General features: G+C 71.4%; 24 protein-coding genes. 9 read left to right on the top strand and 15 right to left on the bottom strand.

Annotated features, from left to right (window positions below; translation table 11 throughout):
* Positions 1-156: 156 nt before the first annotated feature.
* The 3 genes from G3I71_RS37835 to G3I71_RS37825 all read right to left on the bottom strand — a co-directional run bounded on the left by G3I71_RS37835 (position 157) and on the right by G3I71_RS37825 (position 3261).
* Positions 157-1431, bottom strand: coding sequence for an ABC transporter substrate-binding protein (locus tag G3I71_RS37835; protein ID WP_164322171.1), 1275 nt, complete (start codon positions 1429-1431; stop codon positions 157-159).
* A gap of 61 nt (positions 1432-1492) precedes the next feature.
* The gene (locus tag G3I71_RS37830; RefSeq protein WP_164322169.1) at positions 1493-2314 is read right to left on the bottom strand and encodes a carbohydrate ABC transporter permease; all 822 of its coding nucleotides are present in this window, start codon (positions 2312-2314) and stop codon (positions 1493-1495) included.
* On the bottom strand, positions 2311-3261 hold the full coding sequence (locus G3I71_RS37825) for a carbohydrate ABC transporter permease (RefSeq protein WP_164322167.1): 951 nt from the start codon (positions 3259-3261) through the stop codon (positions 2311-2313). Before G3I71_RS37825 ends, G3I71_RS37830 begins: the two co-directional genes overlap by 4 nt.
* A 332-nt stretch (positions 3262-3593) precedes the next feature.
* Between G3I71_RS37825 and G3I71_RS37820 the strand changes: the two genes are divergently transcribed.
* The 3 genes from G3I71_RS37820 to G3I71_RS37810 all read left to right on the top strand — a co-directional run bounded on the left by G3I71_RS37820 (position 3594) and on the right by G3I71_RS37810 (position 6777).
* Positions 3594-4631 carry a LacI family DNA-binding transcriptional regulator gene (locus G3I71_RS37820; RefSeq protein WP_164322165.1) on the top strand — a complete coding sequence of 346 codons (1038 nt, stop codon included), beginning with the start codon at positions 3594-3596 and terminating at the stop codon, positions 4629-4631.
* Between the two features lie 180 nt (positions 4632-4811).
* Positions 4812-5951, top strand: a complete 1140-nt coding sequence (locus G3I71_RS37815) for an ABC transporter substrate-binding protein (protein ID WP_164322163.1) — start codon at positions 4812-4814, stop codon at positions 5949-5951.
* 196 nt (positions 5952-6147) lie between these two features.
* Positions 6148-6777, top strand: coding sequence for a hypothetical protein (locus G3I71_RS37810; protein WP_203732413.1), 630 nt, complete (start codon positions 6148-6150; stop codon positions 6775-6777).
* A gap of 119 nt (positions 6778-6896) precedes the next feature.
* On the opposite strand, the gene G3I71_RS37805 is transcribed toward G3I71_RS37810, so the two are convergent.
* The 3 genes from G3I71_RS37805 to G3I71_RS37795 form a co-directional block, all read right to left on the bottom strand.
* Positions 6897-8015, bottom strand: a complete 1119-nt coding sequence (locus G3I71_RS37805) for a HAMP domain-containing sensor histidine kinase (RefSeq protein ID WP_343243188.1) — start codon at positions 8013-8015, stop codon at positions 6897-6899.
* On the bottom strand, positions 8012-8701 hold the full coding sequence (locus G3I71_RS37800; protein ID WP_164322159.1) for a response regulator transcription factor: 690 nt from the start codon (positions 8699-8701) through the stop codon (positions 8012-8014). Before G3I71_RS37800 ends, G3I71_RS37805 begins: the two co-directional genes overlap by 4 nt.
* Positions 8702-8884: 183 nt before the next feature.
* Entirely contained in the window at positions 8885-10243 is a 1359-nt protein-coding gene (locus G3I71_RS37795) for a hypothetical protein (RefSeq protein WP_164322157.1), read from the bottom strand.
* Positions 10244-10356: 113 nt separating this feature from the next.
* On the opposite strand from G3I71_RS37795, the gene G3I71_RS37790 reads away from it, so the two are divergent.
* Entirely contained in the window at positions 10357-11589 is a 1233-nt protein-coding gene (locus tag G3I71_RS37790) for a molybdopterin-dependent oxidoreductase (RefSeq protein ID WP_164322155.1), read from the top strand.
* Positions 11590-11926: 337 nt separating this feature from the next.
* Here G3I71_RS37790 and G3I71_RS52800 read toward each other — a convergent pair whose 3' ends face one another.
* From G3I71_RS52800 to G3I71_RS37765, 5 genes are all read right to left on the bottom strand, one after another.
* Positions 11927-12760: a class I SAM-dependent methyltransferase gene (locus G3I71_RS52800; protein WP_164322153.1), complete on the bottom strand. Its 834-nt coding sequence runs from the start codon at positions 12758-12760 to the stop codon at positions 11927-11929.
* Complete coding sequence (locus tag G3I71_RS37780) at positions 12757-13374, bottom strand: DUF2064 domain-containing protein (RefSeq protein ID WP_164322151.1); 618 nt, start codon at positions 13372-13374, stop codon at positions 12757-12759. Before G3I71_RS37780 ends, G3I71_RS52800 begins: the two co-directional genes overlap by 4 nt.
* Positions 13371-14147 carry a glycosyltransferase family 2 protein gene (locus G3I71_RS37775; RefSeq protein ID WP_164322203.1) on the bottom strand — a complete coding sequence of 259 codons (777 nt, stop codon included), beginning with the start codon at positions 14145-14147 and terminating at the stop codon, positions 13371-13373. Before G3I71_RS37775 ends, G3I71_RS37780 begins: the two co-directional genes overlap by 4 nt.
* A gap of 101 nt (positions 14148-14248) precedes the next feature.
* Positions 14249-15244 carry an NAD(P)-dependent oxidoreductase gene (locus tag G3I71_RS37770; RefSeq protein WP_164322149.1) on the bottom strand — a complete coding sequence of 332 codons (996 nt, stop codon included), beginning with the start codon at positions 15242-15244 and terminating at the stop codon, positions 14249-14251.
* A 132-nt stretch (positions 15245-15376) separates the two neighbouring features.
* Positions 15377-16204 carry an SDR family oxidoreductase gene (locus tag G3I71_RS37765; protein WP_164322147.1) on the bottom strand — a complete coding sequence of 276 codons (828 nt, stop codon included), beginning with the start codon at positions 16202-16204 and terminating at the stop codon, positions 15377-15379.
* A gap of 142 nt (positions 16205-16346) precedes the next feature.
* Here G3I71_RS37765 and dhaK point away from each other — a divergent pair, with 142 nt between their 5' ends.
* From dhaK to G3I71_RS37750, 3 genes are all read left to right on the top strand, one after another.
* Entirely contained in the window at positions 16347-17339 is a 993-nt protein-coding gene (gene dhaK, locus G3I71_RS37760; RefSeq protein ID WP_164322145.1) for a dihydroxyacetone kinase subunit DhaK, read from the top strand.
* Positions 17340-17434: 95 nt separating this feature from the next.
* A complete protein-coding gene (dhaL, locus tag G3I71_RS37755; RefSeq protein WP_164322143.1) occupies positions 17435-18034 on the top strand; it encodes a dihydroxyacetone kinase subunit DhaL in 600 nt (199 codons plus the stop codon).
* Positions 18027-18464: a PTS fructose transporter subunit IIA gene (locus G3I71_RS37750; protein ID WP_343243187.1), complete on the top strand. Its 438-nt coding sequence runs from the start codon at positions 18027-18029 to the stop codon at positions 18462-18464. Before dhaL ends, G3I71_RS37750 begins: the two co-directional genes overlap by 8 nt.
* An 85-nt stretch (positions 18465-18549) precedes the next feature.
* On the opposite strand, the gene G3I71_RS37745 is transcribed toward G3I71_RS37750, so the two are convergent.
* Positions 18550-19320 (bottom strand): glycoside hydrolase family 75 protein, encoded by a 771-nt coding sequence (locus tag G3I71_RS37745; RefSeq protein ID WP_164322141.1) that lies wholly within the window; start codon positions 19318-19320, stop codon positions 18550-18552.
* A 261-nt stretch (positions 19321-19581) separates the two neighbouring features.
* Between G3I71_RS37745 and G3I71_RS37740 the strand changes: the two genes are divergently transcribed.
* Together G3I71_RS37740 and G3I71_RS37735 are read left to right on the top strand one after the other, a co-directional pair.
* A complete protein-coding gene (locus G3I71_RS37740; RefSeq protein ID WP_343243186.1) occupies positions 19582-20559 on the top strand; it encodes a fibronectin type III domain-containing protein in 978 nt (325 codons plus the stop codon).
* A 213-nt stretch (positions 20560-20772) separates the two neighbouring features.
* Entirely contained in the window at positions 20773-21306 is a 534-nt protein-coding gene (locus tag G3I71_RS37735; RefSeq protein WP_164322137.1) for a hypothetical protein, read from the top strand.
* 73 nt (positions 21307-21379) lie between these two features.
* On the opposite strand, the gene G3I71_RS37730 is transcribed toward G3I71_RS37735, so the two are convergent.
* From G3I71_RS37730 to G3I71_RS37720, 3 genes are all read right to left on the bottom strand, one after another.
* On the bottom strand, positions 21380-22201 hold the full coding sequence (locus tag G3I71_RS37730; protein ID WP_164322135.1) for a putative protein N(5)-glutamine methyltransferase: 822 nt from the start codon (positions 22199-22201) through the stop codon (positions 21380-21382).
* A 303-nt stretch (positions 22202-22504) separates the two neighbouring features.
* Positions 22505-23227 carry a GNAT family N-acetyltransferase gene (locus tag G3I71_RS37725; RefSeq protein ID WP_164322133.1) on the bottom strand — a complete coding sequence of 241 codons (723 nt, stop codon included), beginning with the start codon at positions 23225-23227 and terminating at the stop codon, positions 22505-22507.
* A complete protein-coding gene (locus G3I71_RS37720) occupies positions 23224-24147 on the bottom strand; it encodes an NADP-dependent oxidoreductase (protein WP_164322131.1) in 924 nt (307 codons plus the stop codon). Before G3I71_RS37720 ends, G3I71_RS37725 begins: the two co-directional genes overlap by 4 nt.
* Positions 24148-24212 lie beyond the last annotated feature (65 nt).

Genomic DNA, 24212 nt, shown 5'->3' with positions numbered 1-24212 from the left:
GTGTGGGGGGTACGGCCGCCGGTGGGGAGAGTGTCGTCAGGCCCGCGGGATCGGCGATGATGGGTGCCGTGAAGTAGCCGTGGCTCGGCCGGGTGTCCTCCTGGAGGACACCCCGCAGGACGTCGCCGCGCCCGCCCGTCGGCCGACGGCGTGATGTCAGCTTCCGGCCTTGTAGTCGGCGTCCATCTCGGCGAGAAGCTTCCTGGGGGTGGACTGGTCGCTGAAGATCTCCTGGAGACCGCTGAGCATCGTCTGCTGGACCTTGGCGTTGGGCCAGAGCTGGTCCATGAACGGCACGGTCCTGCCGGCCTTGATGTACTCGGACAGCTCGGCCAGCGACGGGTTCGCGACGAAGCCCGTGTCGGACAGGCTGGGCAGGCCGCCCTGCTTCTTGACGAACAGGTTCATGCCCTCGGGGGACATGACGAAGTCCACGAACTTCAGGGCGAGTTCCTCGTTCTTCGCCTTGGCGTTGACGCCGTAGCCTGCACCCGCCGCAGCCGGTATGAGGGTCTTGGACGGATCGTCGGTGGCCGGCAGCGCCCGGAGCGTGAACGTGCCCTTCGGGTTCTTCTGCTCCAGGAGGGCGATCACCCAGTTGCCCTGGATGATGCCGAGCGTCTTGCCGGTGGCGGCGAGGCCCTGGCTGGCCTCGTAGTTGGTCCCCAGGGGGTTCTTCTGGAAGCAGCCCGTCTTCTCCATCGTCACGTACTTGTCCAGGGCCGTGAGCCATGGCGACTTGGCGAAGGTGGCCTGCCCCGCCTGCATCTCCTTGTCGAAGTCACGGTCGTCGCCGTAGACGGTCGTGGCGACCAGTGCGTACTGGACGAGTTGGGTCACCCAGTTGTCCTGGTTGCCCAGCGCGAAGGCGGGCGTTCCCTTGGCCTTCGCCGCCCGGCAGAAGTCGAGCAGCTTCGTCCAGGTGTCCGGCGGGGTGAGGCCGGCGTTCGCCAGGGCCTGCTCGTTGTAGACCGCGCCGATGCCGTTCTGCCCGAAGACCGCGGTGTAGGTCTTCCCCTCGTACTGGGCGACGCTCTTGATCGCCTCGGGCATCCTGGCCGCCCAGGGCCGGTCCGAAAGGTCGCGCAGGTAGCCGGGTCCGGCCAGGACGTAGGTGGCGCCCGGGTTGCCGTTGCCGGGCCAGACCGACATCACGTCGGGTGCGGTGCCCGAGGACAGCTGGGTGCGGATCTGCTGCTGGTACTGGTCGGCGCCGCTGGTGGTGTAGCGGACCTTGACGCCCGGGTTGGCCTTCTCGAACGCCTTGACGACGTCCTCGACCGAGCCCTGGTCGATGGAGGCGAGCGTCAGGGTTTTCGAGCCACCCGAACCGCCTCCGCCGGAGCCTGCCTCGGTGCCGCCACTGCACGCGGCCAGTACAGCCATGGAGGCCGCCGCGGCGATCAGGAGTGGGAGTGTGCGTGTCTTCATGATGTCCTTCTCGGGGAAGAGCCACCGGGCATGAGGGTGAGGATCGGTCGGGCGTCGGGGGTCATCCCTTCAGCCCTCCCGCGAAGCCGTTGATGATGCTGCGCTGCAGCACGAAGTAGACGAGCAGGACGGGCAGGATGCTGATCACCAGCGCGGCGAAGATGAGGTTCCAGTCGGTCACGTACTGGCCGACGAAGCCGGCGATCGCGACCGGCATGGTCTGCCGCGCGCTGCCGCTGAGGTACAGCAGCGGCGTGAAGAAGTCGTTCCACACCGCTACGGAGTTGAGCACCAGGGCAGTGACCGTGATGGGTTTGAGCATCGGCAGGACCACGTACCGGAAGCCCTGCAGCGGTGTGCAGCCGTCGATGAGTGCCGCGTCCTCGAAGTCGCGTGGCAGGGCGCGCAGAAAGCCGACGTAGAGGAAGACGGTGAACGGCACCTGCAGGCCGGAGTAGAAGAGGACCAGCGCCCACGGAGTGCCGAGCAGGCCCAGGTCGCGCATGGTCTGGTACAGCGGCAGCGAGGCGAGTTGGAAGGGCAGGACGAGGCCGAGCAGGAAGCCCAGGTAGGTGCCCCGGGACCAGCGGGCGGTGGCGCGTGCCAGGGGGTACGCCGCGAGCGAGGAGACGGCGAGCACGATCGCGACGCTGCACGCCGTCACCAGCACGCTGTTGGACAACGCCCCGCCGAGCGCGCCCTGTTGCCAGGCCTGGGTGAAGTTGTGCAGCGTGGGCGAGGTGGTCGGGCTGATCGGCGACGTGGTGTCCGACGGCGATCGCACGGCCAGGTTGACCAGGACGTACACCGGGAAGCCCACGACCAGGGCGATGGCGATCATCGTCAGTTCCAGCGCGAACGTGCGTCCGCGGTAGCGGTTCACGACGTGGCCCTCTCGTTGCGGGACAGCACGGCGTACTGTCCGGTCGAGACGACGGCCACGATGATCGTGAGGACGACCGCGAGCGCGATGCTGTAGCCGAACTCCCCCAGCGTGAAGGCGTCTTTGTAGATCAGCGTCGAGAGGGTGTCGGTCGCGTGCCCCGGCCCCCCGCCCGTCAACGCGTACACCTGATCGAAGAGTTTGATCCCGCCGATGATCGACAGCATCAGGTTGACGGTGAGGGCCGGGGCGAGCAGTGGCCGGGTGACCGACCAGAAGCGCCGGACGGGTCCCGCGCCGTCGATGGACGCGGCTTCGTGGACCTCCTTGGGCACGGACTGGAGTCCTGCGAGGAAGATGACCATCGAGTAGCCCGCGAACTGCCAGACGATCACTCCGACGACCGACCACAGGGCGACCGTCGGACTGCCCAGCCAGTCCTGCCGCAGGCTGTCGAGACCGACCGCGCCGAGCAGGCTGTTGACCGCGCCGTCGGGGCCGAGCAGGTTGCGCCAGAGGTAGGCGGTGACGATCGGGGTGATCACGGCCGGGGCGAACAGCAGGACCCTGAGCAGATTGCGGGACTTGATGGCCGAGTTGACCCCCAGGGCGAGCAGCAGGCCCAGCGCGTTCTGGATGACCGTGATCGACACGGCGATCAGCAGCGTGTGCCGGATGGCCTGCGTCGCGTCGGGATCACGGAACAGTTCGGAGAAGTTGTCGAGGCCCACGAAGGAGAAGTGGGGATCCAGGCCGTCCCAGTCGGTGAAGGCGTAGTAGACACCGCGAACGCTCGGCACCAGGACGACGAAGGCGAACAACAGCACCGCGGGCAGAGCGAACCACCAGGGCGGAGTGGTTCGCGCCCGCCCCCGGACACGGGAAACCGGTTCGGCGTCCGGAAGCCGGGCATGGTCCGGAAGCTGCTCGTGCGGGGCCGTGGTCACCGGCACACCTCCCCCTCGCGAATCCATCTTGAATCGATTCAATACGGTTGTCCGGTAGAGGCTGCGGTCAGCGGGACGCACGGAGAGCGGCCGTCGCCGCCGGCCGCGGGACGGTGAGGTCCGACGCCGGGCCGATGGCGCCTCAAGCCCGATGGGTAACGTTACCCATAGGGTGTGGCCAGACCCTAGAGAGCGTCTCGCGTGACGTCAAGATGCCGTGCACGCTGCACGATTGTTACGGCGGCGGCCCCGCGCAGCCGTCACGAGGCGTCCGCCGGGCCACGGGCCCGTCCGTAGACTCGGCGACAGCCGTCCCAGGGAAAAGGAATCGAATGGAGCCGCCAGCACGACGCCGTCGCGTCACGATCGTCGATGTCGCACACCACGCCCAGGTGTCCACCACCGCGGTGTCCAAGGTGCTGCGCAACGCGTACGGCGCCAGCCCCGAGATGCGCGCGAAGGTGCGCCGTGCGATGGACGAACTCGGCTACCGGCCGCACGCGGGAGCCAGAGGCCTCCGCGGGCAGACGTACACCATCGGCGTGATGCTGCCCGACATCCGGAATCCCTTCTTCCCCGACGTGCTCGACGGCATCACCGGCCGGCTGGGGGACACGGAGTACCAGGTGCTTCTGGGCCCCGGCTGCAACGGCGAGAAGGAGGAAGCGCGGGTCACCGAGGCGATGCTGGACCGCGGCATGGACGGCCTCATCCTGGTCGCGCCCGTCTCGCCCCGCGCCCACCTGGAACAGGTCGCCTCCTCCGTGCCGACCGTCGTCGTCGGCCGGCACGGATCGTCTCCGGTGTACGACACGGTGGTCGACGACGACGTCGAGGGCGCATCCCTGGCCGTCGGTCATCTCGCAGGTCTCGGGCATCGCCGTATCGCCCACATCGAGCATCACGAGACCGACCCGACACGCCTCGTGGAAATGCCCAACGCCCGCCGCGCCGACGGATACCGGCAGGCCATGCGGGCGCTCGGGCTCGGGGAGTGGATCGACGTGGTCTCCACCAGCTACACCCAGGAGGGCGGCTACCGGGGCGCACAGGAACTGCTGGCCCGCCCCAGGGTTCCCACGGCCGTATTCGCCGGCGCGGACATCGTGGCCATGGGTGTGCTGGCCGCGATCAGCGAAGCGGGCCTCGCCGTTCCCGGCGACATCTCGGTGGCCGGCTACGACAACACCACCTTCGCCGCGCTCGGCCCGATCTCGCTGACCAGCGTCGACCAGGCGGGCCACGAGATCGGCGGGAACGCCGCCCGCCTGCTCCTGGAACGGCTCGCCGACCGGCAGAAACCCACGGACCAGGTCAGCCTGTCCCCCACCCTGGTGCCGCGCCGGACCACGGACCGGCCACCGGAGTAGCGCGCCGGCCCGAGCCGCACGGGCATTCAACCGTTTGATTGAATGTGGGATTCCACCCGTGGAAAACGTTGCCCATCGATGGATGGCGGCGCAGGATGAAGGCCGCCCGACGCCTCTGCCCATCTCCGAGGTACCGGGCTGCTTCACCACGCCACCCCCCATCAGAGAGGCTTCCTCAGCATGTCCAGCTTCCTCAGCAGACGACATGTCCTCGCTACCGGAGCGGGCGCCGCCCTCGGTGTCGGCGCGGTCGCCGCGAACGCCACCCAGGCCGTCGCCTCCCCCGCCGCATCCCGCGGCACCACCCGGGGCGAGGAGACCAGGACCCTCGACGAGCTCTACCGGACCGCTCTGGCGGAGGGCGGCAAGCTCGTCGTCTACGCCGGCGGCGACACCCCCACCCAGCAGGACGGCACCAAGGCGGCTTTCAAGGCCCGCTTCCCGGACATCGACCTGACGCTGATCGTCGACTACAGCAAGTACCACGACGTCCGTGTCGACAACCAGTTCGCCACCGACACCCTCGTGCCGGACGTCGTGCAGTTCCAGACCCTTCAGGACTTCGACCGCTGGAAGGGGCAGGGCCGCCTGCTGCACTACAAGCCCGCCGGGTTCTCGAAGGTCTACGACAGGTTCAAGGACCCGCAGGGCGCGTGGGTGGCCACCGGCGCGATCGCCTTCAGCTTCATGTACGACACGGCGGCGGTCGGTTCGAAGACGCCGCTCACCCCGCGCGACCTGGTCGACCCGAAGTGGAAGGGCAAGATCGCCTCCGCCTTCCCGCACGACGACGACGCGGTGCTGTACCTCTTCACGCTGTACGCGCGGAAGTACGGCTGGGACTGGGTGGCGAGGTTCGCCGCCCAGGACGTGCGGTTCGCACGCGGCAGCAACTCCCCGGGCGAGGCCGTCTTCGGCGGGCAGAAGGTCATCGGTGTCGGCACCGCGGGGTCCGCGGTCAGCACTTCTCCCGTGACGTTCGCCATCGGCGCCGGGCATCCGTTCATGGCCTGGGGCCAGCGCATGGCCGTCCTCAAACAGGCGAAGAACTCCACGGCCGCCAAGCTGTTCCTCAACTGGCAGCTGTCGAAGGAGATGCAGAACGGCTCCTTCAACGGCTGGTCCGTCCGCACCGACGTCACTCCCCCGGCAGGTCTGAAGCCGATCTGGGAGTACCCCGACGCCCACGTGGACGGATTCCCCCGCTTCATGTCCGACCGCGCCGAGGTGGAGCGCTGGAAGCAGACCTTCGCCCTGTACTTCGGCGAGGTCAAGGGCGACCCGACGCCCGGTGTGCTCGGGCTGCATCCGGGGGCGTAGGGGTGGCGTGAGCGGGAGCGTCGGCCGATGCCGCGACAGCGGCCACGGGTGGACCGGCGCCCCGCTCTCCCGGGGGATCCGGCGCCCGCCTGCTCGGGGCAGCGTGCCCCGGCGATCCGGCACAGCATCTTACGAACCCCTTACGCCCCCGATTTCTCCCCCGATCCGGGGATCGTCACGTGCCTACGATCGCACCGTGCCGACCCTCCGAAAGATCGCCCTCGCCACCGCCGCGCCCCTTGCGCTCGCCACCGCGGGTATCGCACACCCTCACGGTCTCTCCAGGTCGACAGCGGCGGACTGGATACAGCTGCACGTTGTCCTGTTGCCGATTTTCCCACTGCTGACGATCGGCCTCATCATCCCCCTGTGGCACCGACCACGCCGCGACCTGGCGGGCGTCGCCACGGTGCTGGCCTGGGTGGGTGCCTTCGTCTACGCGGCCTTCTACACGGGCCTCGACGCGGTGGCCGGCATCGCGGCCGGAACCGCGGTCGAACACTCCGCCGAGACAGAGAGCCTGGGGGTGATCAAACACCCGCTCTACGACATGGGTGAGGCACTCGGGCAGGTCGGCGCGTACGCCCTCATCGTTGCCGTTCTGGCCACCGCCGTCGCGCTCTTCCCGAAGCACGGCGCACGGGTCGTCCCCGGCACGGTGGTACTCCTCGCGGCCGGCTGGTCATTCACGGACAGTCACATCTTCTGGCCCCGCGGAGTGTGGACGATGCTCGGATTCGCGCTGGGCTTCGCTCTGCTCATCCGGGGAACGGGCAGGACCGCACCCGCCGGCCGGTCTGCCCCACGTTCGTTCCTTCGCACCTGATCCCACGCACCGGTGGCCGACCGTGTCACGCGCCGGGCAGTCTCCCGCGTCGACTCCGGGTGCGTCTGCGGCCGACCTGAGCAGCCGGACAGTACTTTCCACAGCTGGCGGGTCCTCGGTCAGGCCTCGGCCAGGGGAAGAGTCACCTCGAAGCGACAGCCGCCGGGCACATTGCGTACGGCGGCCTGGCCGCGGTGTGCCTCGACGATGCCTCGGACGATGGCGAGACCGAGACCGGCACCGGCCGGAGGGGTGCGGGCGTGCGTGCCGCGCCAGCCGGTGTCGAAGACACGCGGCAGGTCCTCGTCCGGGATGCCACCGCAACCGTCGGTGACGGACACGACGACACCGTCGGGGGAACGCTCGGCGGCGACGGCGACCGTACCGTCCGAGGGTGTCCGGCGGATCGCGTTGACCAGCAGGTTGCTCAACACCCTGCTCATCTCCTTGCCGTCGACCTCGACCGGCACCGGTTCGATGCGATCGCCGATCAGCCACACACCGTGCTCCCGGGCGAGCGCGTCCGCTCCCGCGAGGGCGTCGCCGACAAGGTCGTACATGGAGATGCGCGAAGGAGACAGGGCGAGCGCCCCGGCGTGGATGCGGGAGAGCTCGAACAGGTCCCCCACCATGTCGTTGAGACGCTCGACCTCCGTGCGCATCTGGCGGAGGTAGCGCTCGGGTTCGGCGGCGACGCCGTCCTCCAGTGCCTCGGACATGGCGCGCAGCCCGGCGAGTGGGGTGCGCAGGTCGTGCGAGATCCACGCGACCAGTTCGCGTCTCGATGTCTCCAGGGCGCGCTCACGGTCGCGGGATGTGGCGAGCTTCGCACTGGTACTGGCCAACTCCCGGCTCAGGGCGGCGAGTTCGGCGGTGGACGACCCGTCGGGAGCCGCGAAATGGCCGCCGTCGCCGAAGGAGCGGGCAGCCGCGGTGAGCGCGTTGCTGCCGGCGACGACCCAGCGGCCGAGCAGCAGTGCGACGGCCAGGGAGACGACTGCCGCCATCGCGACGACCATGGTGACGACGGTCAGATCGTGCGTGGACAGGAACATGGCCCTCGCCACGGCCAGCGTGCCCGCGAGCATGGCCGTCACGGCCACGGCCGCGACCACGGCGAGGGAGGTGGTCAGCGAGCGTCGCCGGATCAACCACAGGACACCGGCCCCGAGCAGCCCGGCCGCGACGGCGCCGAGAAAGGCGAACAGGGCGATCAGCAGAAGGTCGCGGGTGGTCACACCGCCTCCTCGAACGGAGTGGCATCGAAGCGGTAGCCCACTCCCCATACCGTCTGGATGAGCTGCGGGCTGGCCGGGTCGTCCTCCACCTTGCCGCGCAGTCGACGGACATGGACGGTGACGGTGGACAGGTCGCCGAAGTCCCAGCCCCACACCTCACGCATCAGTTCTTCGCGGCTGTAGGCGCGGCCGTGGTTGCGCAGGAGGAAGACGAGGAGATCGAACTCACGCAGCGTGAGACTGAGTTCGACGCCGTTCTTGGTGGCGCGGCGGGCGGCCGGGTCGACGGTGATGCCTGCCCCGTGCACCGGGTGGGTCGCCGCGGTGGGCCGCGACCGGCGCAGTACCGACTCGACGCGCAGCACCAGCTCACGGGGGCTGAAGGGCTTCGTGACGTAGTCGTCGGCGCCCACTTCGAGGCCCAGGATCCGGTCGCCCTCGTCGCCGCGGGCGGTGAGCATGATGACCGGCACGGGTCCACGGGCCCGGATCCGGCGGCACACCTCCAGGCCGTCCATGCCGGGAAGCATCAGGTCGAGCACCACCAGGTCCGGTCGGTTCGCGGCGGCCCGCACAAGTGCGGAGGGCCCGTCACCGGCTCGTTCCACGTCGTACCCGGCTCGGTCGAGATAGCCGGAGACGACCTCGGCGACCGTTGGGTCGTCATCCACGACGAGGACGCGCATCGCGCCTCCCCGCCCACGGGGAGCAAGCTCGGAACCTGCGGATTCATGCGGCTGCTGCATGCACCCCAGCTTCCCACCAGCCTCACTTCGGTGCGGCGCGGCCGGCCCGACGTCCGCGTTTCGTAAGAACCTGGCACCGCTGTCCGTCCGTGGCGGCTCGAAGGGGAGCCCTGCCTTCGGTCGTCACCACCCCGTCAGCAGCAGGTGGTTGAGGAGCAGGGCGAGAGCGGCCTGCGCGGTGAGCCAGGCGCGGGGCCGGGTCAGGAACGCGCAGGCCGGGAGGAGCCACAGGGCGAACGGCAGCCAGATGCGCTCTGTCTCCGCCTTGCTCATGCCCGAGAGGTCGGCGGTGAGCAGGGCGAGCAGCGCGGCGAACACGAGCAGGGCGAGCCGGGATTCCGGGGCGTCGGCGATCGTGCGCAGGCGACCGCGGAAGCCCTCGCGGACCGGAGCCGCGCCGGCCCGCCGCAGGCCTGCGACCGTCGCCGGACCCACCACCAGAACCGTGCACGCGAGGTTCGCCCACACCCAGTAGCCGTACGGGCGGACACCGCCGGCTCCCTGGTAGTAGCGCGTGACGAGCAGGTGGTACGCCTCCCACCAGTTGAAACCGGCGAACGTGAACGCGGCCGGGACGACCACGAGTCCGGCGAGGGCGTACGCGAGTGGGCGCAGCCGTCGGGAGCCGAGCAGCACGACGACGCCGACGATCACCGCGAACAGTGTCAGCCCGTAGGAGAGATACGCGGTGAGCCCGAAGAGGAGCCCGGAGGCCAGGCCCGACGACCGTGGCCGGTGTCCGGTGACCGCGAGGGCGAGGGCGAGGAAGGCGACGGCCCAGGCGGCGACCGCCGCGAAGTACCCGTCCGCCGAGGTGCCCATCCACACGGCCGCCGGGGCCAGGACCAGGAAGGGCGCGGCCCGGCGGGCGAGCGCCTCCCCGCACAGCGCGCGCACGGTGACGAGGACCGCCACCGCCGCTGTCGCCCCGACGGTGATGCACCAGACGCCCGCCCAGGCCCCGCCGCCCAGCCCGATCCGGTCGAGGAGGACGAACGTGAGGGTGGCCCCGGGAGGATGCCCGGCGACGTGCGGGGGCCAGGCGTCGGGTGAGTGGAACAGGATGTGGTGGGTGAAGTCGCGCAGGACGGCGGGGATGTCGTGGAAGCGGTTGACGGGGTCGATGACCTGGAGGTACTCGTACCTGGTCGTCAGCCGCCGGACGATGCCGCGCTGCCATCCGTCGACCATGGCAAGCGAGAACGTCCACGCCGTGGCGGTGCCGCAAGCGGTGACCAGCAGTGCGCGCCAGGGCAGCCGGGCGGCAAGGAGCGGCCCGTACGCGACGACGGTGACGGCGACGACGATCGCGGCGGGGGTGCCGGGACCGACGTGCGGCTCCCAGTAACCGTACAGGGGTGGCCAACTGACATGAAGGGTTCCATGACGGTGCTCGATGGCGGTGCCGATCACAGCGGCCGTCGTGACGAGCAGCGCTGCGGTCAGGACCGCGGACAGGTCGCGGAGATGATCGCGGTTCACACCGGCACGCTAGGCCGGGGAGGGCCGGACAGGGTTCCGGCGAGCCAGGACGTCAGCGTTTCGTCATGAGTTGCGGGCCCTGCCCCCGGCCCGTCCCGGCCTACGGTCGGACCATGCCCGACCAACTCCTCCCCACCTCCCCCGGTTTCTGGCGCAGTCCGCTGCGCGGCCCATGGTTCACGTCCGTGCTCGGCATCGTGCTGCTCGGCGGGATCACGGTGCTCTTCGTGACGGGCCTGGTGTCGTACGCCGCCTACAACCCGGGCCTGTCGCCGGTGAACGACAAGACCCCGGACAAGGGTCTGCTGGGTTTCTACCTCTTCGCCTGGCCGACCGACCCGCCCTGGCTCTACCGGCTCACCCAGGGCGTCCACGTCACCCTCGGCATCGCTCTGATCCCCGTACTGCTGGCGAAGCTGTGGTCGGTCCTGCCCCGGCTGTTCGCCCTCCCGCCCGTGCGGTCGCTCGCACACGCGCTGGAGCGGATCTCGCTGCTTCTGCTGGTCGGGGGCGCGCTGTTCGAGTTGACCACAGGCGTGCTGAACGTCCAGCTCGACTACCTCTTCCCCGGCTCCTTCTATCCGTTGCACTTCTACGGGGCCTGGGTGTTCTTCGCGGCGTTCGTGACGCACGCGGTGCTGCGAGTGCCGGCGGCGCTGCGCAATCTGCGCCATCTGCGCGAGGAGGAGAGCGAACTCGTCTCCCCGACCCCGGCCCCGCCCACCTTCTCCCGTCGCGGCGCCCTCGGATTCGTCGGCGGCGGCTCCCTGCTCCTACTGGTCACGACGGCGGGCCGGAGCTTCGACGGACCACTGCGGGAAACCGCTCTGCTCGCGCCGCACGGTGGCCCCGAGCCGGGTTCGGGCACCGGCGGCTTCCAGATCAACAAGACGGCGGCGTCGCGTGGGATCAGTATTACGGAGACGAGTGACGAGGCATGGCGGCTGGTCGTCGAGGGGCACGGACGGACAGTCCGGCTGAGTCGGCCAGAACTGTTGCAACTCCCTTTGCACAGCGCCGCGTTGCCCATCGCCTGCGTGGAGGGCTGGTCGACCTCCGACCAGTCGTGGCGGGGCGTACGCCTACGGGATCTGGCGGCGCTCGTCGGCTACGAGAGCGACGCGCCGCCCGACGTACTGGTGGAGTCGCTCCAGCGGCACGGGGCGTTCCGGCGGGCCGCCCTGCGCGACAACCAGGTGCGCGACCCGCGTTCCCTGCTGGCTCTCTACGTCAACGGCGCGCCCCTGACCCCGGACCACGGCTACCCGGCGCGGATCATCGTCCCCGCGGCGCCCGGGGTGCTCAACACCAAGTGGGTGGCACGGATGACGTTCGGAGACCTGTGATGCGACGACCTGTGATGCGACGGCTTCCGGTGCGCCTGTACGTGGGGAGTCCCTTCCAACTCCTGCTTCTGGCCTGTTCGTTCGCGCTCGCCGGGTATGCGGGCGTGCGACTGTTCGCGGACGACTGGTTCTCGGTCGCGTTGTGGTTCGTGGGCGCGGCGCTGGTGCACGACCTGGTGCTGGTGCCTCTGTACGCAGGCGTGGACCGGGTCGTCACCCGGGCTCTGGGCGTGCTCGGCCGCCGGGAGTGGACCGTCTTCGTACGCGTCCCGGCGGCGTTCTCCGGCCTTCTGCTGCTGATCTGGTTTCCGCTGATCAGCGGGCAGGTGGCGGACCGCTACCGGTCTGCCACCACCCTGTCCGGCGACGGGTTCCTGTCCCGCTGGCTGCTGATCACGGCGGTGCTGTTCGGCGGCTCGGCGGTGGCCCTCGTGCTGCGGTCGGCGCGGTTGCGCAGGGCGACGAAGGACCGGCCGCCGGTCGTCCACTGACCCGCTGGGCGCCAGCCGGCGTGCGTCGCGGTCCGGAGCAGCGCCGGGGTGCCGAGGCGGGCCCAGGGGAAGGGCGGGCCGACGGACCCGCAAGCGTCGGCGGTGATGCGGACGACGTTGACGGTTACGCGTTCGTCGACCTCACTGTCGGGGACGGTCTCGGTGATCAGGAGGCCGCCCTGACGGAGGAGTTGGGACATCCGCCGCAGGAGGGCGCTCGGGTCGCCGCCGATGCCGATGTTGCCGTCGATGAGAAGGACGGTGTCCCAGCGCCCTTCGGCGGGGAGCGGTTCGAAGACCGAGCGTTGCAGCGCCTGGCCGCCGAGCCGCACGGTGCGGGCGACGGCAGCTTCGCTGACGTCGATGCCGAGCGCGGGCAGGCCCCGGGACGCGAGTTCGGCGACGAGCCGCCCAGGCCCGCATCCCACATCGAGTACGGCCCCTTCACAGTGCTCCAGGACGTTCATGTCCGCCGCGTCGGCCCTGGCGCACCAGCGTTCCACTTCCAGCGGCAGCAGCCATCCGTCGGCGCGACGGAGGAAGAGCGGCCCGCCACCGGTGGCCAGGGCCTCGGAGTACGGGTCGGCGGCCCAGGGGAGCGGAATGCCGGGGGACGCGACGGACGCGGGACGGTCCGAGCCGATCGTCCTCGGCGACGTGATCTCGTGCGCGGTGCTCATCGACCGGCGACCGCTCCGAGACGCCCCAGCTCAGCGGCGAACCGGCTTCCGGGGGCCGAGGCGGCGACGGCCTCCGCGTCGCGGGCGGTGTCCACGTCCCGGAGGCACGGCAGCACACGCACGCGCAGACCCGCCATGACGAGCCGCTCATGCTGCACGGCACCTGTCGTGGGCGTCGACATCGGCACACCGCGCAGCAGTTCGGGGTCGGGCCGGGCCAGACCCAACGCCCAGAAACCGCCGTCCTCGGCCGGGCCGAAATATGCGTCGCAGTCGGCGAAGTCCACGCTGAGCAGTGTCGGCGTCACCTGGGGGGTGTCCATGCCGATGAGCAGCGCGGGCCCGTCGCAGCCGGCGAAGGCGGCGGCCAGCCGCTCGTCCAGACCTCCCGCGCACTGCGGGACGACGTCGAAGCCGGGCGGCAGCCAGGGACCCGGAGCGCCGTCGAGCACCAGCACACGACGCCGGGCGGGGGTGGCCGCCACCGTCCGCAGGGTGTCCACGAGCGCCGCCTCGGCGAGCGCGGCCGCTTCCCGGGGCGTGAACGGCGGGGTGAGCCGGGTCTTGACCCGGCCCGGCCGCGGTTCCTTGGCGATGACGAGAAGGGTGGTCACTGAGCGGTTCCTCCTGGGAGTACGGGGAGTGGGACGGCGGCATTCCCGCCCCCCGGCGGCGGTGGTTCGGACAGGACCCGGCCCATGTCCCGTACCGCCTGCCAGGTGCCACGCCAGGTACCGGTGACCTTGGAGTCACCGGTGCGCGGCAGGTACGGCACGTCGTGCTCGACGACGCGCCAGCCGGAGTCGGCGGCGCGGACGACCATCTGCAGTGGGTAACCGCTGCGGCGGTCCGTGAGCGCCAGGTCGAGCAGTTGTTGGCGGCGGCCGGCGCGGAGCGGGCCGAGGTCGTGCAGGCGCAGCCCCGTGCGACGACGCAGCATCCGTGCCAGCACGAGGTTGCCGATCCGGGCGTGCGCGGGCCAGGCGCCTCGGCCCTGCGGTCGGCGCCGCCCGAGCACGAGGTCGGCCGCACCCTCGCTCACCTCGCGCACGAAGGGCTCGAGCAGGGACGGGTCGAGTGACGCGTCGCAGTCGCAGAAGCACACGATGTCCGCGGTGGCCGCCGCCAGCCCGGCATGGCAGGCGGCGCCGAAGCCGCGCCGGGTCTCGTGCACGACGGTCGCGCCGAGGGCACGGGCCAACTCCGGCGAGCCGTCCGTGGATCCGTTGTCCACCACCAGCGCGCGCCAGGTGGGCGGGATGCGGGCGAGCACCCAGGGCAGGGCCTCAACCTCGTTCAGACAGGGGAGGACAACGTCGACAGGCGCCGCGGCCGTCACCGCTTCTCGCTCTGATGCTGATGCTGATGCTGATTCAGGAGAGGTCATCACGACTTTCACCCTACGAAGACAAAAGGGAGACAGCGGACTCGCGCTCCTTACGAAACGCGGACGTCGATTCGGGAGCAGGGCACGCGGGAGGGCGGCGACTACTCTCCACGCAACTTCGCCTTCGCGAATTCCCGCACACCCTCCGCGAACCCGACCTCGGCCTTCCAGTCCAGCTCGGCCCGCAGGCGGGACGAGTCCGCCGTGATGTGGCGTACGTCCCCCAGGCGGTACTCCCCGGTCACCACGGGCTCGGGCCCGCCGTACGCGGAGGCCAGCGTCTGCGCCATCTCCCCCACCGTGTGGGGCTCCCCGCTGCCGGTGTTGTACGCGACCAGCGCCCCGGCCCGGGCCTCGGCCTCCAGCGCTGCCACGTTGGCCGCGGCCACGTCCCGCACATGCACGAAGTCCCGCCGCTGCCCGCCGTCCTCGAAGACGCGCGGGGTCTCGCCCCGGGCGAGCGCAGACCGGAAGAAGGACGCGACCCCGGCGTACGGGGTGTCGCGGGGCATGCCCGGCCCGTACACGTTGTGGTACCGCAGCGACACCGCGGCGCCGCCCGTCGACCGGGCCCACGCCGCCGCCAGATGCTCCTGGGCCAGCTTGGTCGTCGCGTACACGTTGCGGGGGTCGACCGGAGCGTCCTCGCCGACCGTTCCCGGTGTCAGGCCTTCGCCGCACCGTGAGCACCGTGGTTCGAACCGTCCCGCGTCCAGATCGGCCACGGTCCGGGGGCCGGGTCGTACCGCACCATGCCGCTCGCAGGTGTACGAGCCCTCGCCGTACACGACCATCGACCCGGCCAGCACGAGGTGCCGCACCCCCGCGTCGGCCATGGCGGAGAGCAGCACGGCCGTGCCGAGGTCGTTGTGCGACACGTACTCGGCCGCGTCACCGAAGTCCTTCCCGAGTCCCACCATCGCGGCCTGATGGCAGACTGCGTCCACACCCGGCAGTACGGCGGCGACCGCCCCGGCGTCCCGCACGTCCGGGCCGTCACGCAGGTCGAACACGACCGCCTCGTGCCCCCGCGCGGTCAGCGCCTCGACGACATGACTCCCGATGAACCCGGCTCCGCCGGTGACCAGTACTCGCATGACCGGAACGCTAGGAGCAGGGACGCACCGCACGGCAGCCCCACGCCCATTGCGTCACAGCTCCGTAAGACCTCGGCAGATACGACAGCCCCCGGCACCGCGCCCCGAGGCACCTCGGTCCGAACCCTCGTCTCACGCCCGCTTCTTCGCCTTGCCGACCGCCCTGACCCTGCGGTCGAACTCCCGGTTGAGCAGCGGCAGCAGCACACTGCCGAACCGCGCCAGCGCTCGCGTGCCCGTGTCCGGGCAGATCACGAAGCGCCGTCGGTCGATGCCGGCGACGATCGCCGCCGCGACCTTCTCCGCGGTCAGCGGTTTGATCGTCCCGCCGACCGCCCGGTTCTCCGCCGGCTTCCACCGGTTCTCCTCGGCGAGCTGCGGGGTGTCCACGTCCGGCGGGAAGACCACGCCGACATGGACTCCGCACGGTGCGAGCTCCGCCCGAACCGACTCCATCAGTCCGCGTACGGCGAACTTGGCCGGCCCGTACGCGCTGTAACCGAAGATCCCGATCAGACCGGCCGCCGACGACACCGCGACCACACTGCCCCGCCCGCGCTCCACCATGCCGGGTACCACGGCCCGCAGGGCGTACAGCGTGCCGAAGTAGTCGACCTCGATCATCTCCCGGAAGACCTCGTCCGCCAGCTCCAGGAAGTGCCCCGGCCGAGCGAGCCCCGCCGACGTGACCAGGATGTCGCAGGGCTGCCCCTGCTCCTCCTCCAGCTCCCTGATCGCCCGGGTCAGGGCCGTCTGATCAGCCACGTCGGCCGTCCTCGCGGCGGCCGACAGCTCGTTCGCCGCCGCCTCCAGACGCTCTCGTCCCCGCGCGATCAGCGATATCCGGGCGCCCCGCTCCGCGAGCAGCCGGGCCGTGGCCAGGCCGATACCGCTCGACCCGCCGGTCACGATCACATGGGCCGAACCGATGTGCAGGGGACGTGCGCTTGTCGGGGTCATGCTCGGGAGAGTATCGACCGCTCACCACACCCCCGACGCGCGCGTGACCTTCGCTGTCTCAAGGTCGATACTTCCGTGAGTAGTGCACCAGATGTCACACGTCCTACGGGCGCCCATCTGTCAGTCTCACCAGGAGGTACCCATGAAGATGTTGATCAACGTTCCGGAGACCGTGGTCGCGGACGCGCTGCGGGGCATGGCAGCCGCCCATCCCGAGCTGACCGTCGACGTGGAGAACCGGGTGATCGTACGGCGGGACGCGCCCGTTGCCGGGAAAGTGGCCCTCGTCTCCGGTGGCGGGTCGGGGCACGAGCCGCTGCACGGCGGGTTCGTGGGGCCGGGGATGCTGTCGGCGGCCTGCCCGGGTGAGGTGTTCACGTCTCCCGTGCCCGACCAGATGGTGCGGGCCGCGGCTGCCGTGGACAGCGGGGCGGGTGTCCTGTTCGTGGTGAAGAACTACACCGGCGACGTCCTCAACTTCGACATGGCGGCCGAACTCGCCGAGGACGAGGGCATCCAGGTCGCGAGGGTCCTCGTCAACGACGACGTCGCCGTCACCGACAGCCTCTACACGGCCGGGCGGCGCGGCACGGGCGGCACCCTGTTCGTGGAGAAGATCGCCGGTGCCGCGGCGGACGAGGGGCGCCCGTTGGAGGAGGTGCGTTCCATCGCCCAGCGGGTCAACGACAGCTCCCGCAGCTTCGGCGTCGCACTCGGCGCCTGCACCACCCCGGCGAAGGGCAGCCCCACCTTCGATCTGCCGCCGGGCGAGCTGGAGTTGGGCGTCGGCATCCACGGCGAACCGGGCCGGGAGCGGCGGGCGATGATGACCTCGGGCGAGATCGCCGACTTCGCCGTGGAAGCCGTGCTGGAGGATCTCGACCCGCGCAATCCCGTGCTGCTCCTGGTCAACGGGATGGGCGCGACGCCGCTGCTGGAGCTGTACGGGTTCAACGCCGAGGTGCACCGGGTGCTGGCCGCGCGCGGTGTCGCCGTGGCCCGCACGCTCGTCGGCAACTACGTCACCTCGCTCGACATGGCCGGCGCCTCGGTGACCCTGTGTGAGATCGACGAGGAACTGCTGCGCCTGTGGGACGCGCCGGTGCGTACGGCGGGTCTGCGCTGGGGCATGTGAACCCCGCCGGACGCGCGGGGCGGTCATCGCCCGGGCGGCCGGACCACCCTCCGGGAGAGACAGCGACCAACGTACCTACCACGCAAGGAGATCCAGTGCTCGACGCCGACTTCTTCCGCCGCTGGATGACGGCGACGGCCGAGTCCGTCGGCCGCGAGGCCGAGCGGCTCACCGATCTGGACTCGCCGATCGGCGACGCCGACCACGGCAGCAATCTGCGACGCGGCTTCGACGCCGTGGCCGACATCGTGGCTGAGAAGGTGCCGGACACTCCCGGTGCCGTCCTCGTTCTCGCCGGAAGCCGGCTCATCTCGACGGTCGGCGGAGCCTCGGGCCCCCTGTACGGAACGTTGCTGCGCCGTACGGGCAAGGCTCTCGGCGAGGCGCCCGAGGTGAGCGCGGAGCAGTTCACGGACGCGCTGCGCGTCGGGGTGGACGCGGTGATGGCGCTCGGCGGGGCGACACCCGGCGACAAGACGATGATCGACGCTCTCGTACCCGCGGTGGACGCCCTCGGTGAATCGTTCGCCGCCGCACGCACGGCCGCCGAACAGGGTGCCCTCGCGACCACGCCCCTGCAGGCCCGGAAGGGCAGAGCGAGTTACCTCGGCGAGCGCAGCATCGGTCACCAGGACCCGGGGGCCACCTCGGCGGCCCTGTTGATCGCGACTCTCGCGGAGACCGCCGGTGAGTGACGCGGCCGTCCTGAGCGGCGAGAAGGGCGAGCGACTGGTCGGGATCGTACTGGTGTCGCACAGTGCGGCGGTGGCCGCGGCGGTGGCGGACCTGGCCCGGGGGCTCGTCGGCCGCGGGGTTACCGTTCCCGTCGCCGCGGCGGGCGGCACCGAGTCCGGCGGGCTGGGCACGAGCGCCGACTTGATCACCGCGGCGGCCCGTTCCGTGGACCGGGGTGCCGGGGTCGCCGTTCTGACGGACCTGGGCAGCGCGGTTCTCACGGTGAAGGCGCTCCTGGCGGAGGGCGACGAACTCCCGGACGGCACCCGCCTGGTGGACGCCCCGTTCGTCGAGGGCGCGGTGGCCGCGGTCGTCACGGCGTCGACGGGAGCCGATCTCGCGGCGGTCGAGGCGGCGGCTGCGGAGGCGTACACGTACCGCAAGGTGTGAGCGAGCGGGGGAGGAAGCGGCGGGAGCGGTCCACGGACCGGCCCGCCGCCCCTCCCCCGGAACGGCTCGTCCGGAACGGGTCGGCTCAGTCGCCGGCTACGGTCCCGCCACTCTCGGTGCCCTCAGAGCCCTCACTGCTCTCGGTGCTCTCGGTGCTCTCGGTGCTCTCGACTGTCGGTCCGACGAACTGTTTCGCCAGCCGCTCCCCCGTCTCCACCGCCGCCGCGTGGTTCTCGATCGGCGACACCCTGGAGTTCTTGAAGACGATGTACGTGACGCCGGAGGCTGTTCCGCCGCCGTGCGGGTCGGGGTTGATGCCCAGCGCCGCGGCGGTGGCGTACGACGCCTCGCCGATGATGTCCTGCGGACCGGTGTCGCCGACGACCGCGTACTGCACGCGGTCCTTGTAGACGACGGCGGCGACCGAGCCGCCCCGGATGCCGTGGTCGCGGTAGTTCCAGATGCTGCTGGCCATCGGGACGACGATGAACGGCAGTCGTTCGGGGTCCAGATAGCGGCCGTCGGACTGCTGGAAGGCGGTGGTGTCGGCGAAGTACGGGTCGGTGCGCCCGTTGCACCGCGGACCGGGCCGGCCGTCGCAGTCGATGTCCATGTCGGCCTTCCAGAAGACGGCGTCCTCGGTGCCGCAGACGGGGATGTCCGCGCGGGTTCCGGCGTCGCTGCGGTAGTGACCGTTGGACACGGGAGCGCAGTCACGCACCTTGGCCAGCAGGTCGGAGGCCCGGACGCCGCCCTCGTACCGCACCGGCTCGTTCGAGTGGACGGCGGCGGGCAGCGTGGTCGGGGCGAGCAGGGCGGCGCTGGCCACGGCGAGCGTCAGCGTCTGGACACGCACGATAGGGGCCTCTCCTGGGGGATCTGACGGACACTCGGTCCAATCTGGTGCCGGTCCGATCACGCGGCCACCGTTAGGGGGCCGTACGGTGCACGCCCCGAACTCCCGACAGGGGCCGGGCGCCTGAGCCCGTGTCGGCTCAGGCGCCCACGCGCCCCGGCACCGCCCCGCGGCTCCGCACCCCTCTTGATGCACACGCCCCACCGGGTCCATATTGGTCCGGACCAATACAGCGCAGGAGGACCGGAGGGGGGAGCAGCTGTGCGACGCGTCGCCCGGTACGTCACGTCCGTCTGCGGTGCGCTGCTGCTCACCGTCTCCTGCGCCTGGGGCGGGGACGGGAGCGGCACGGACGGCCGCCTCCCGCCCGCTCCGGCCGGGGTCACGGCCGCCGCGGGCAGCGCGACGAGCGTGCACGTGATGTGGAACCGGGCGCCGGACGGGCCCGAGGTCGCCGCGTACGAGGTGTATCGCGGCAAGGCGAAGGTGAAGGAGGTGCCCGGCTCGGAGCACATGGTGGACGTCGTCGGCCTGACCCCGTCCACCGCGTACGTCTTCACCGTGCGGGCGCGGAACGCCGACGGACGCCACGGGCCGCGCAGCGAGGACGTCCGGGCGACGACCCCCGCCGCGTCCGCCGCGGACGCCACCGCCCCCACCCGCCCCGGCCGCACACGGGGCACGCCCACCGGCAGCCGGTCGGTCCAGCTGTCCTGGGGCGCGTCGACGGACGAGCGGGGAGTGGTCTCGTACGACGTCTACCAGGGCGGGTCGAGAATCCACACCGTCAGCGGGGACCGGACGACGGCCGTGGTCACCGGGCTGCGGCCGGGCACCCGTTACACCTTCACCGTCCGCGCCCGCGACGCAGCCGACAACGTCTCCCCCGCCGGCGCCCCCGTACGGCTCACCACCGCACCCGGCACCGACGACGGCCGCGCCACCGCCCCCACCGGTTTCCGTGCGGCGACCCACCGCACGGACGGGGCGTACTACCTCGACCTGTCCTGGATTCCGCCGCGTGCGGACGGAGTGATCACGGAGTACGGGATCCAGCTCGACGGGCGTCCGGCCACGTCCCTCGTGTGGGGCGGGCCCGCTCCGCGCGAACGGGCGTCGTACAGCTTCTACGTGGGGCGTGACACGGGGGTCGCGTACCGGGTGCGGATCAGGGCACGGCTGCCGGACGGGACATGGGGCGGGTTCTCGGCGGAGCGGACCGCGGTGACGGCGCCGTAGGGCGCAGGACGACGACGCCGGGCCGGGGCCCGGATCACCTTGACAGCCCATCAGCGGTCCGCCGTACGAACGAATCCGTCACCTGCCCGGTGGCCGTCCAGGTGCGGGCCGGGCCGGGAGCACTTTGGCTGGCCCCGAGGCAGCACGGGCGATCCCCGACCCTCGGCGGCGCATGGGACGTACCGCCAACCGTGCCGCCGAAGGGCAGTCGACATGCGAATCGTTCCTCTCCTCCTCCGATCCGGCCCGGCCGTGGCAGCCGCCGTGCTCACACTCGCCCTGACCGCCCCGACAGCTTCGGCGGCCGGGATCTCCGTGAGCACGAGCGGCTCCACGGTCTCGGTGACCACCAGTGCGTGCCCCACCAGCAGCGGCAGCGGCTACGGCAGCGCCTCGCTCCTCAACAGCAGCCAGCGGTCCTTCGCCGACGGGCGTGTGGTCACGCTCTCGGGGACGAGCACCAGCCAGTCCGCCGTCTGGTCCAACGCCGGCACCGGCACGTACACCGTCACCGTGCGGTGCGCGAACGGCGACACCGCCGGTTCCCAGGCCGTCATCGTCAGCACCGCCTCGACGCCCACCATCTCCGCCACGGCCTCCCCCACCCGGGGCGTCATGGGCGGTCTCGGGGGCGCCGCCGAGGACTACGGCACCGTCACCTTCGCGGCGGGCGGCGCGCTGGTCGCGTGCGGGCTCGTGGCGACGGCCTGGGTACTGCGCCGGCGTTCGAAGCCCTACCGGCTCTGAGCCGGGACCACCCAACGGCCGGTGGCCGTCCGTGCGAGCACCCTCGCGCGGACGGCCACCGGCCGCCCTGCGCCTAGGGCCGGACTCCGATCACCACGTTCGCGTACAGCTCCTCGGACACCGCGAGCCGTGTGACCAGGCCGCCGGCCTGGAAGGCCTCGACCGCCGTCGGCGCCTGGCGTTCGCTCGTCTCGACCAGGAGGCAGCCGCCGGGGGCCAGCCACTCCGGCGCCCCGGCGGCGACCCGGCGCAGCACGTCGAGGCCGTCGCCGCCGCCGTCCAGGGCGACCAGGGGTTCGTGGTCGCGCGCTTCCGGGGGCAGCAGGCCGACCTCCTCGGTGGGTACGTAGGGCACGTTGGCGGCGAGGATGCCGATCCGGCCTCGCAGGCCGGTGGGCAGGGCGTCGAACAGGTCGCCCTCGTGGGCCTGGCCGCCGTACGCGGCGACATTGCGGTGGGCACAGCGCACGGCCACGGGGTCGATGTCGGCGGCGTGCAGTTCGACTCCGGTGAGTACGGCGGCCAGCGCGGCGCCGACCGCGCCCGAGCCGCAGCACAGATCCACGACGACGGACGCGTCCGGGGCCTGGGCGAGGGCCTCGGCCACCAGGAACTCGGTACGTCGGCGCGGCACGAAGACTCCGGGCTCGACGGCGATGCGCAGGCCGCTGAACTCGGCCCAACCGAGGACGTGTTCGAGCGGCAGGCCCGAGGCGCGGCGGGCGACCATCGCGGCCACCTCCGCCGGATCGCGGGCGGTGGACAGCAGCAACCGTGCCTCCTCCTCGGCGAAGACACAGCCGGCCGCGCGCAGGACGGCGGCGACGGAGGCCGGGGAGGAGTCGAACGAGGAAGAACCCGAAGAAGCGGAAGGGCTGGAAGAACTGGGGGGCATGGAGCCAAGAGCCTTTCGGAAGCCGAAGGGCGCTCTCACGGTCGACTAAGCGGGCCCGGCAGTGTCCGCGTCCAAAGGGGCGCGGGGAACTGCGCGACCAGCCACGACCCCGCCGCAGCGAACCGACAACCTCTCGCGGTACCTCCCGCGGAGCGACTCGCTGCCTTGAGGTGAGAGCACCCGAGCTGACACAGCGGTAATGGGTCTCACCTCCCAGGTGATGTCCGGCTGGGGCGTTCCACAGCCGGACGGCAACAGTACCCGAACAGTTCGGCCCGGGCGCCCCGACTCCGGTCGTTCCGGCTACGGCACCGCCAACTCCCGCTCGTCGCCCAGGCGTTCGGGCACGCGGGCTGCCAGGAAAACGGTCTTGCGGCGCAGCCGGAAGCCGAGGGACTCGTAGAGCCGGATGGCGTGGATGTTCCGGGCGGCGGTGTGCAGGAAGGGTGTCTCGCCGCGTTCCCGGATGCCGTGGCCGACGGCGCGGATCAGCCGGGTCGCCAGGCCCTGGCCTCGGACCGCGGGGTCGGTGCAGACCGCGCTGATCTCGGTCCAGCCTGGCGGGTGCAGCCGCTCTCCTGCCATGGCGACGAGGGCGCCGTCCCGGCGGATGCCCAGATAGGTGCCCAACTCGACGGTGCGGGGCAGGAACGGGCCGGGCTGGGTCCGTTCGATGAGGTCGAGCATCTCGGGCACGTCCGCGGGGCCGAGGCGGACCGACTCCGGGTCCGGCGCGACGACGAGGCCGTCGTCCACCAACTGCACGCCCTCGAGCTCGAACGTGATCTCCCAGCCCTCCGGGACCCGTCCCGCGAAGCCCGCCAGGGGCACCTCGGCGCCGGGGCCCGCGAGCACGGCGACGTCGGCCCAGTCGTCGGCGCCGGGATCGTCGGGCAGTGCCAGCCACGGCGACACGTCGACGGGGTAGCGCAGCACCCTGCCGCGCCGCTCGGCGAAATGCGCGTGCGGGCCGGTCAGCGCGGCCAGGGCGGGGTTGTCGAGGACGTGTGGCGTGCCGGCGTTCATCGGGCGACCTCGATCACGATCTTGCCGCGCGCGTGGCCCTCCTCGACCGTGCGCAGCGCCTCGCCGGCCCTGTCGAGCGGGAAGGTACGGGTCACGTGCGGAGTCAGATCGCCGCGTACGACGAGGTCCGCGACCGCTTCGAGGACGGAGGCGTCGCGGGCGCGGACGACCCGGGCACCGCCGAGCCGCTCCACGACGTCCGCGGGCGCGCCCGCCGTGATCAGCTTCGTACGGTCGGTCAGCAGGGTCGCCGCCTCGGCGAGCACCTCGCCGCCGACCAGGTCGTAGACGCCGTCGACACCGTCGGGGGCCGCCGCCCGCACCCTTGCCGCGAAGTCGGGGCCGGACGGGACATGGACCGCGCCCAGCGACTCGACGAAGTCCTTCTTGCCGTCACTCGCGACCCCGACGACGCGCAGGCCCCGGGTCCGGGCGATCTGGAGGATCGCGGCGCCGACTCCGCCGCCCGCGCCGGTGACCACCAGGGTCGCGCCCTCCGGCAGGGCGAGCTGGTCGACGCCGTCGTACGCGGTGGCCGCCGCGACGGGCAGGGCCGCCGCGTCCGTGAAGGACAACGAGGCGGGCTTGGGCGCGGTCACCGTGACGGGCAGCAGCGCGTACTCGGCGTAGCCGCCCGCGACCGGGTTGCCGAAGACCGCGTCCCCGACGGCGAAGCCGGTGACGTCCTCGCCGATCTCCGCGACCACACCGGCCACCTCGTTGCCGAAGACCCCGGGCAGCTCGCGTGCCGAGCCGCCCGCGCGGGCGTAACCGGTGCGCTGCTTCCAGTCGACGGGGTTCACACCGGCCGCGCGCACCGCCACGAGCAGCTGTCCGGGACCGGGGCGCGGCCGGTCCACATCGACGAACGCCTCGGTCTCCGGACCACCGAACCGTGTGAAGACGTACGCCTTGGGCATCTGATCCCGCTTTCCTTCGCTCGCGCCGGACCGGCCGGAACGCCGGTCACCACAACCCGCACTCA

Origin of the sequence: Streptomyces sp. SID12501 (assembly GCF_010550245.1) — a bacterium.
Classification (GTDB): Bacteria; Actinomycetota; Actinomycetes; order Streptomycetales; family Streptomycetaceae; genus Streptomyces.
The sequence above is the reverse complement of the archived record's forward strand: the minus strand, read 5'-3'. Positions and strand labels throughout refer to the sequence as shown.

What these genes read in the sequence shown, in the direction of transcription:
- G3I71_RS37770 (WP_164322149.1), bottom strand. Translation starts at nt 15,244, where the DNA reads ATGCGAGTACTGGTCACCGGCGGAGCCGGGTTCATCGGGAGTCATGTC.
- G3I71_RS37835 (WP_164322171.1), bottom strand. Translation starts at nt 1,431, where the DNA reads ATGAAGACACGCACACTCCCACTCCTGATCGCCGCGGCGGCCTCCATG.
- G3I71_RS37720 (WP_164322131.1), bottom strand. Translation starts at nt 24,147, where the DNA reads ATGCCCAAGGCGTACGTCTTCACACGGTTCGGTGGTCCGGAGACCGAG.
- G3I71_RS37800 (WP_164322159.1), bottom strand. Translation starts at nt 8,701, where the DNA reads ATGCGCGTCCTCGTCGTGGATGACGACCCAACGGTCGCCGAGGTCGTC.
- dhaK (WP_164322145.1), top strand. Translation starts at nt 16,347, where the DNA reads ATGAAGATGTTGATCAACGTTCCGGAGACCGTGGTCGCGGACGCGCTG.
- G3I71_RS37730 (WP_164322135.1), bottom strand. Translation starts at nt 22,201, where the DNA reads ATGCCCCCCAGTTCTTCCAGCCCTTCCGCTTCTTCGGGTTCTTCCTCG.
- G3I71_RS37790 (WP_164322155.1), top strand. Translation starts at nt 10,357, where the DNA reads ATGCCCGACCAACTCCTCCCCACCTCCCCCGGTTTCTGGCGCAGTCCG.
- G3I71_RS37820 (WP_164322165.1), top strand. Translation starts at nt 3,594, where the DNA reads ATGGAGCCGCCAGCACGACGCCGTCGCGTCACGATCGTCGATGTCGCA.
- G3I71_RS37735 (WP_164322137.1), top strand. Translation starts at nt 20,773, where the DNA reads ATGCGAATCGTTCCTCTCCTCCTCCGATCCGGCCCGGCCGTGGCAGCC.
- G3I71_RS37775 (WP_164322203.1), bottom strand. Translation starts at nt 14,147, where the DNA reads ATGACCTCTCCTGAATCAGCATCAGCATCAGCATCAGAGCGAGAAGCG.
- G3I71_RS52800 (WP_164322153.1), bottom strand. Translation starts at nt 12,760, where the DNA reads ATGAGCACCGCGCACGAGATCACGTCGCCGAGGACGATCGGCTCGGAC.
- G3I71_RS37815 (WP_164322163.1), top strand. Translation starts at nt 4,812, where the DNA reads ATGTCCAGCTTCCTCAGCAGACGACATGTCCTCGCTACCGGAGCGGGC.
- G3I71_RS37765 (WP_164322147.1), bottom strand. Translation starts at nt 16,204, where the DNA reads ATGACCCCGACAAGCGCACGTCCCCTGCACATCGGTTCGGCCCATGTG.
- G3I71_RS37725 (WP_164322133.1), bottom strand. Translation starts at nt 23,227, where the DNA reads ATGAACGCCGGCACGCCACACGTCCTCGACAACCCCGCCCTGGCCGCG.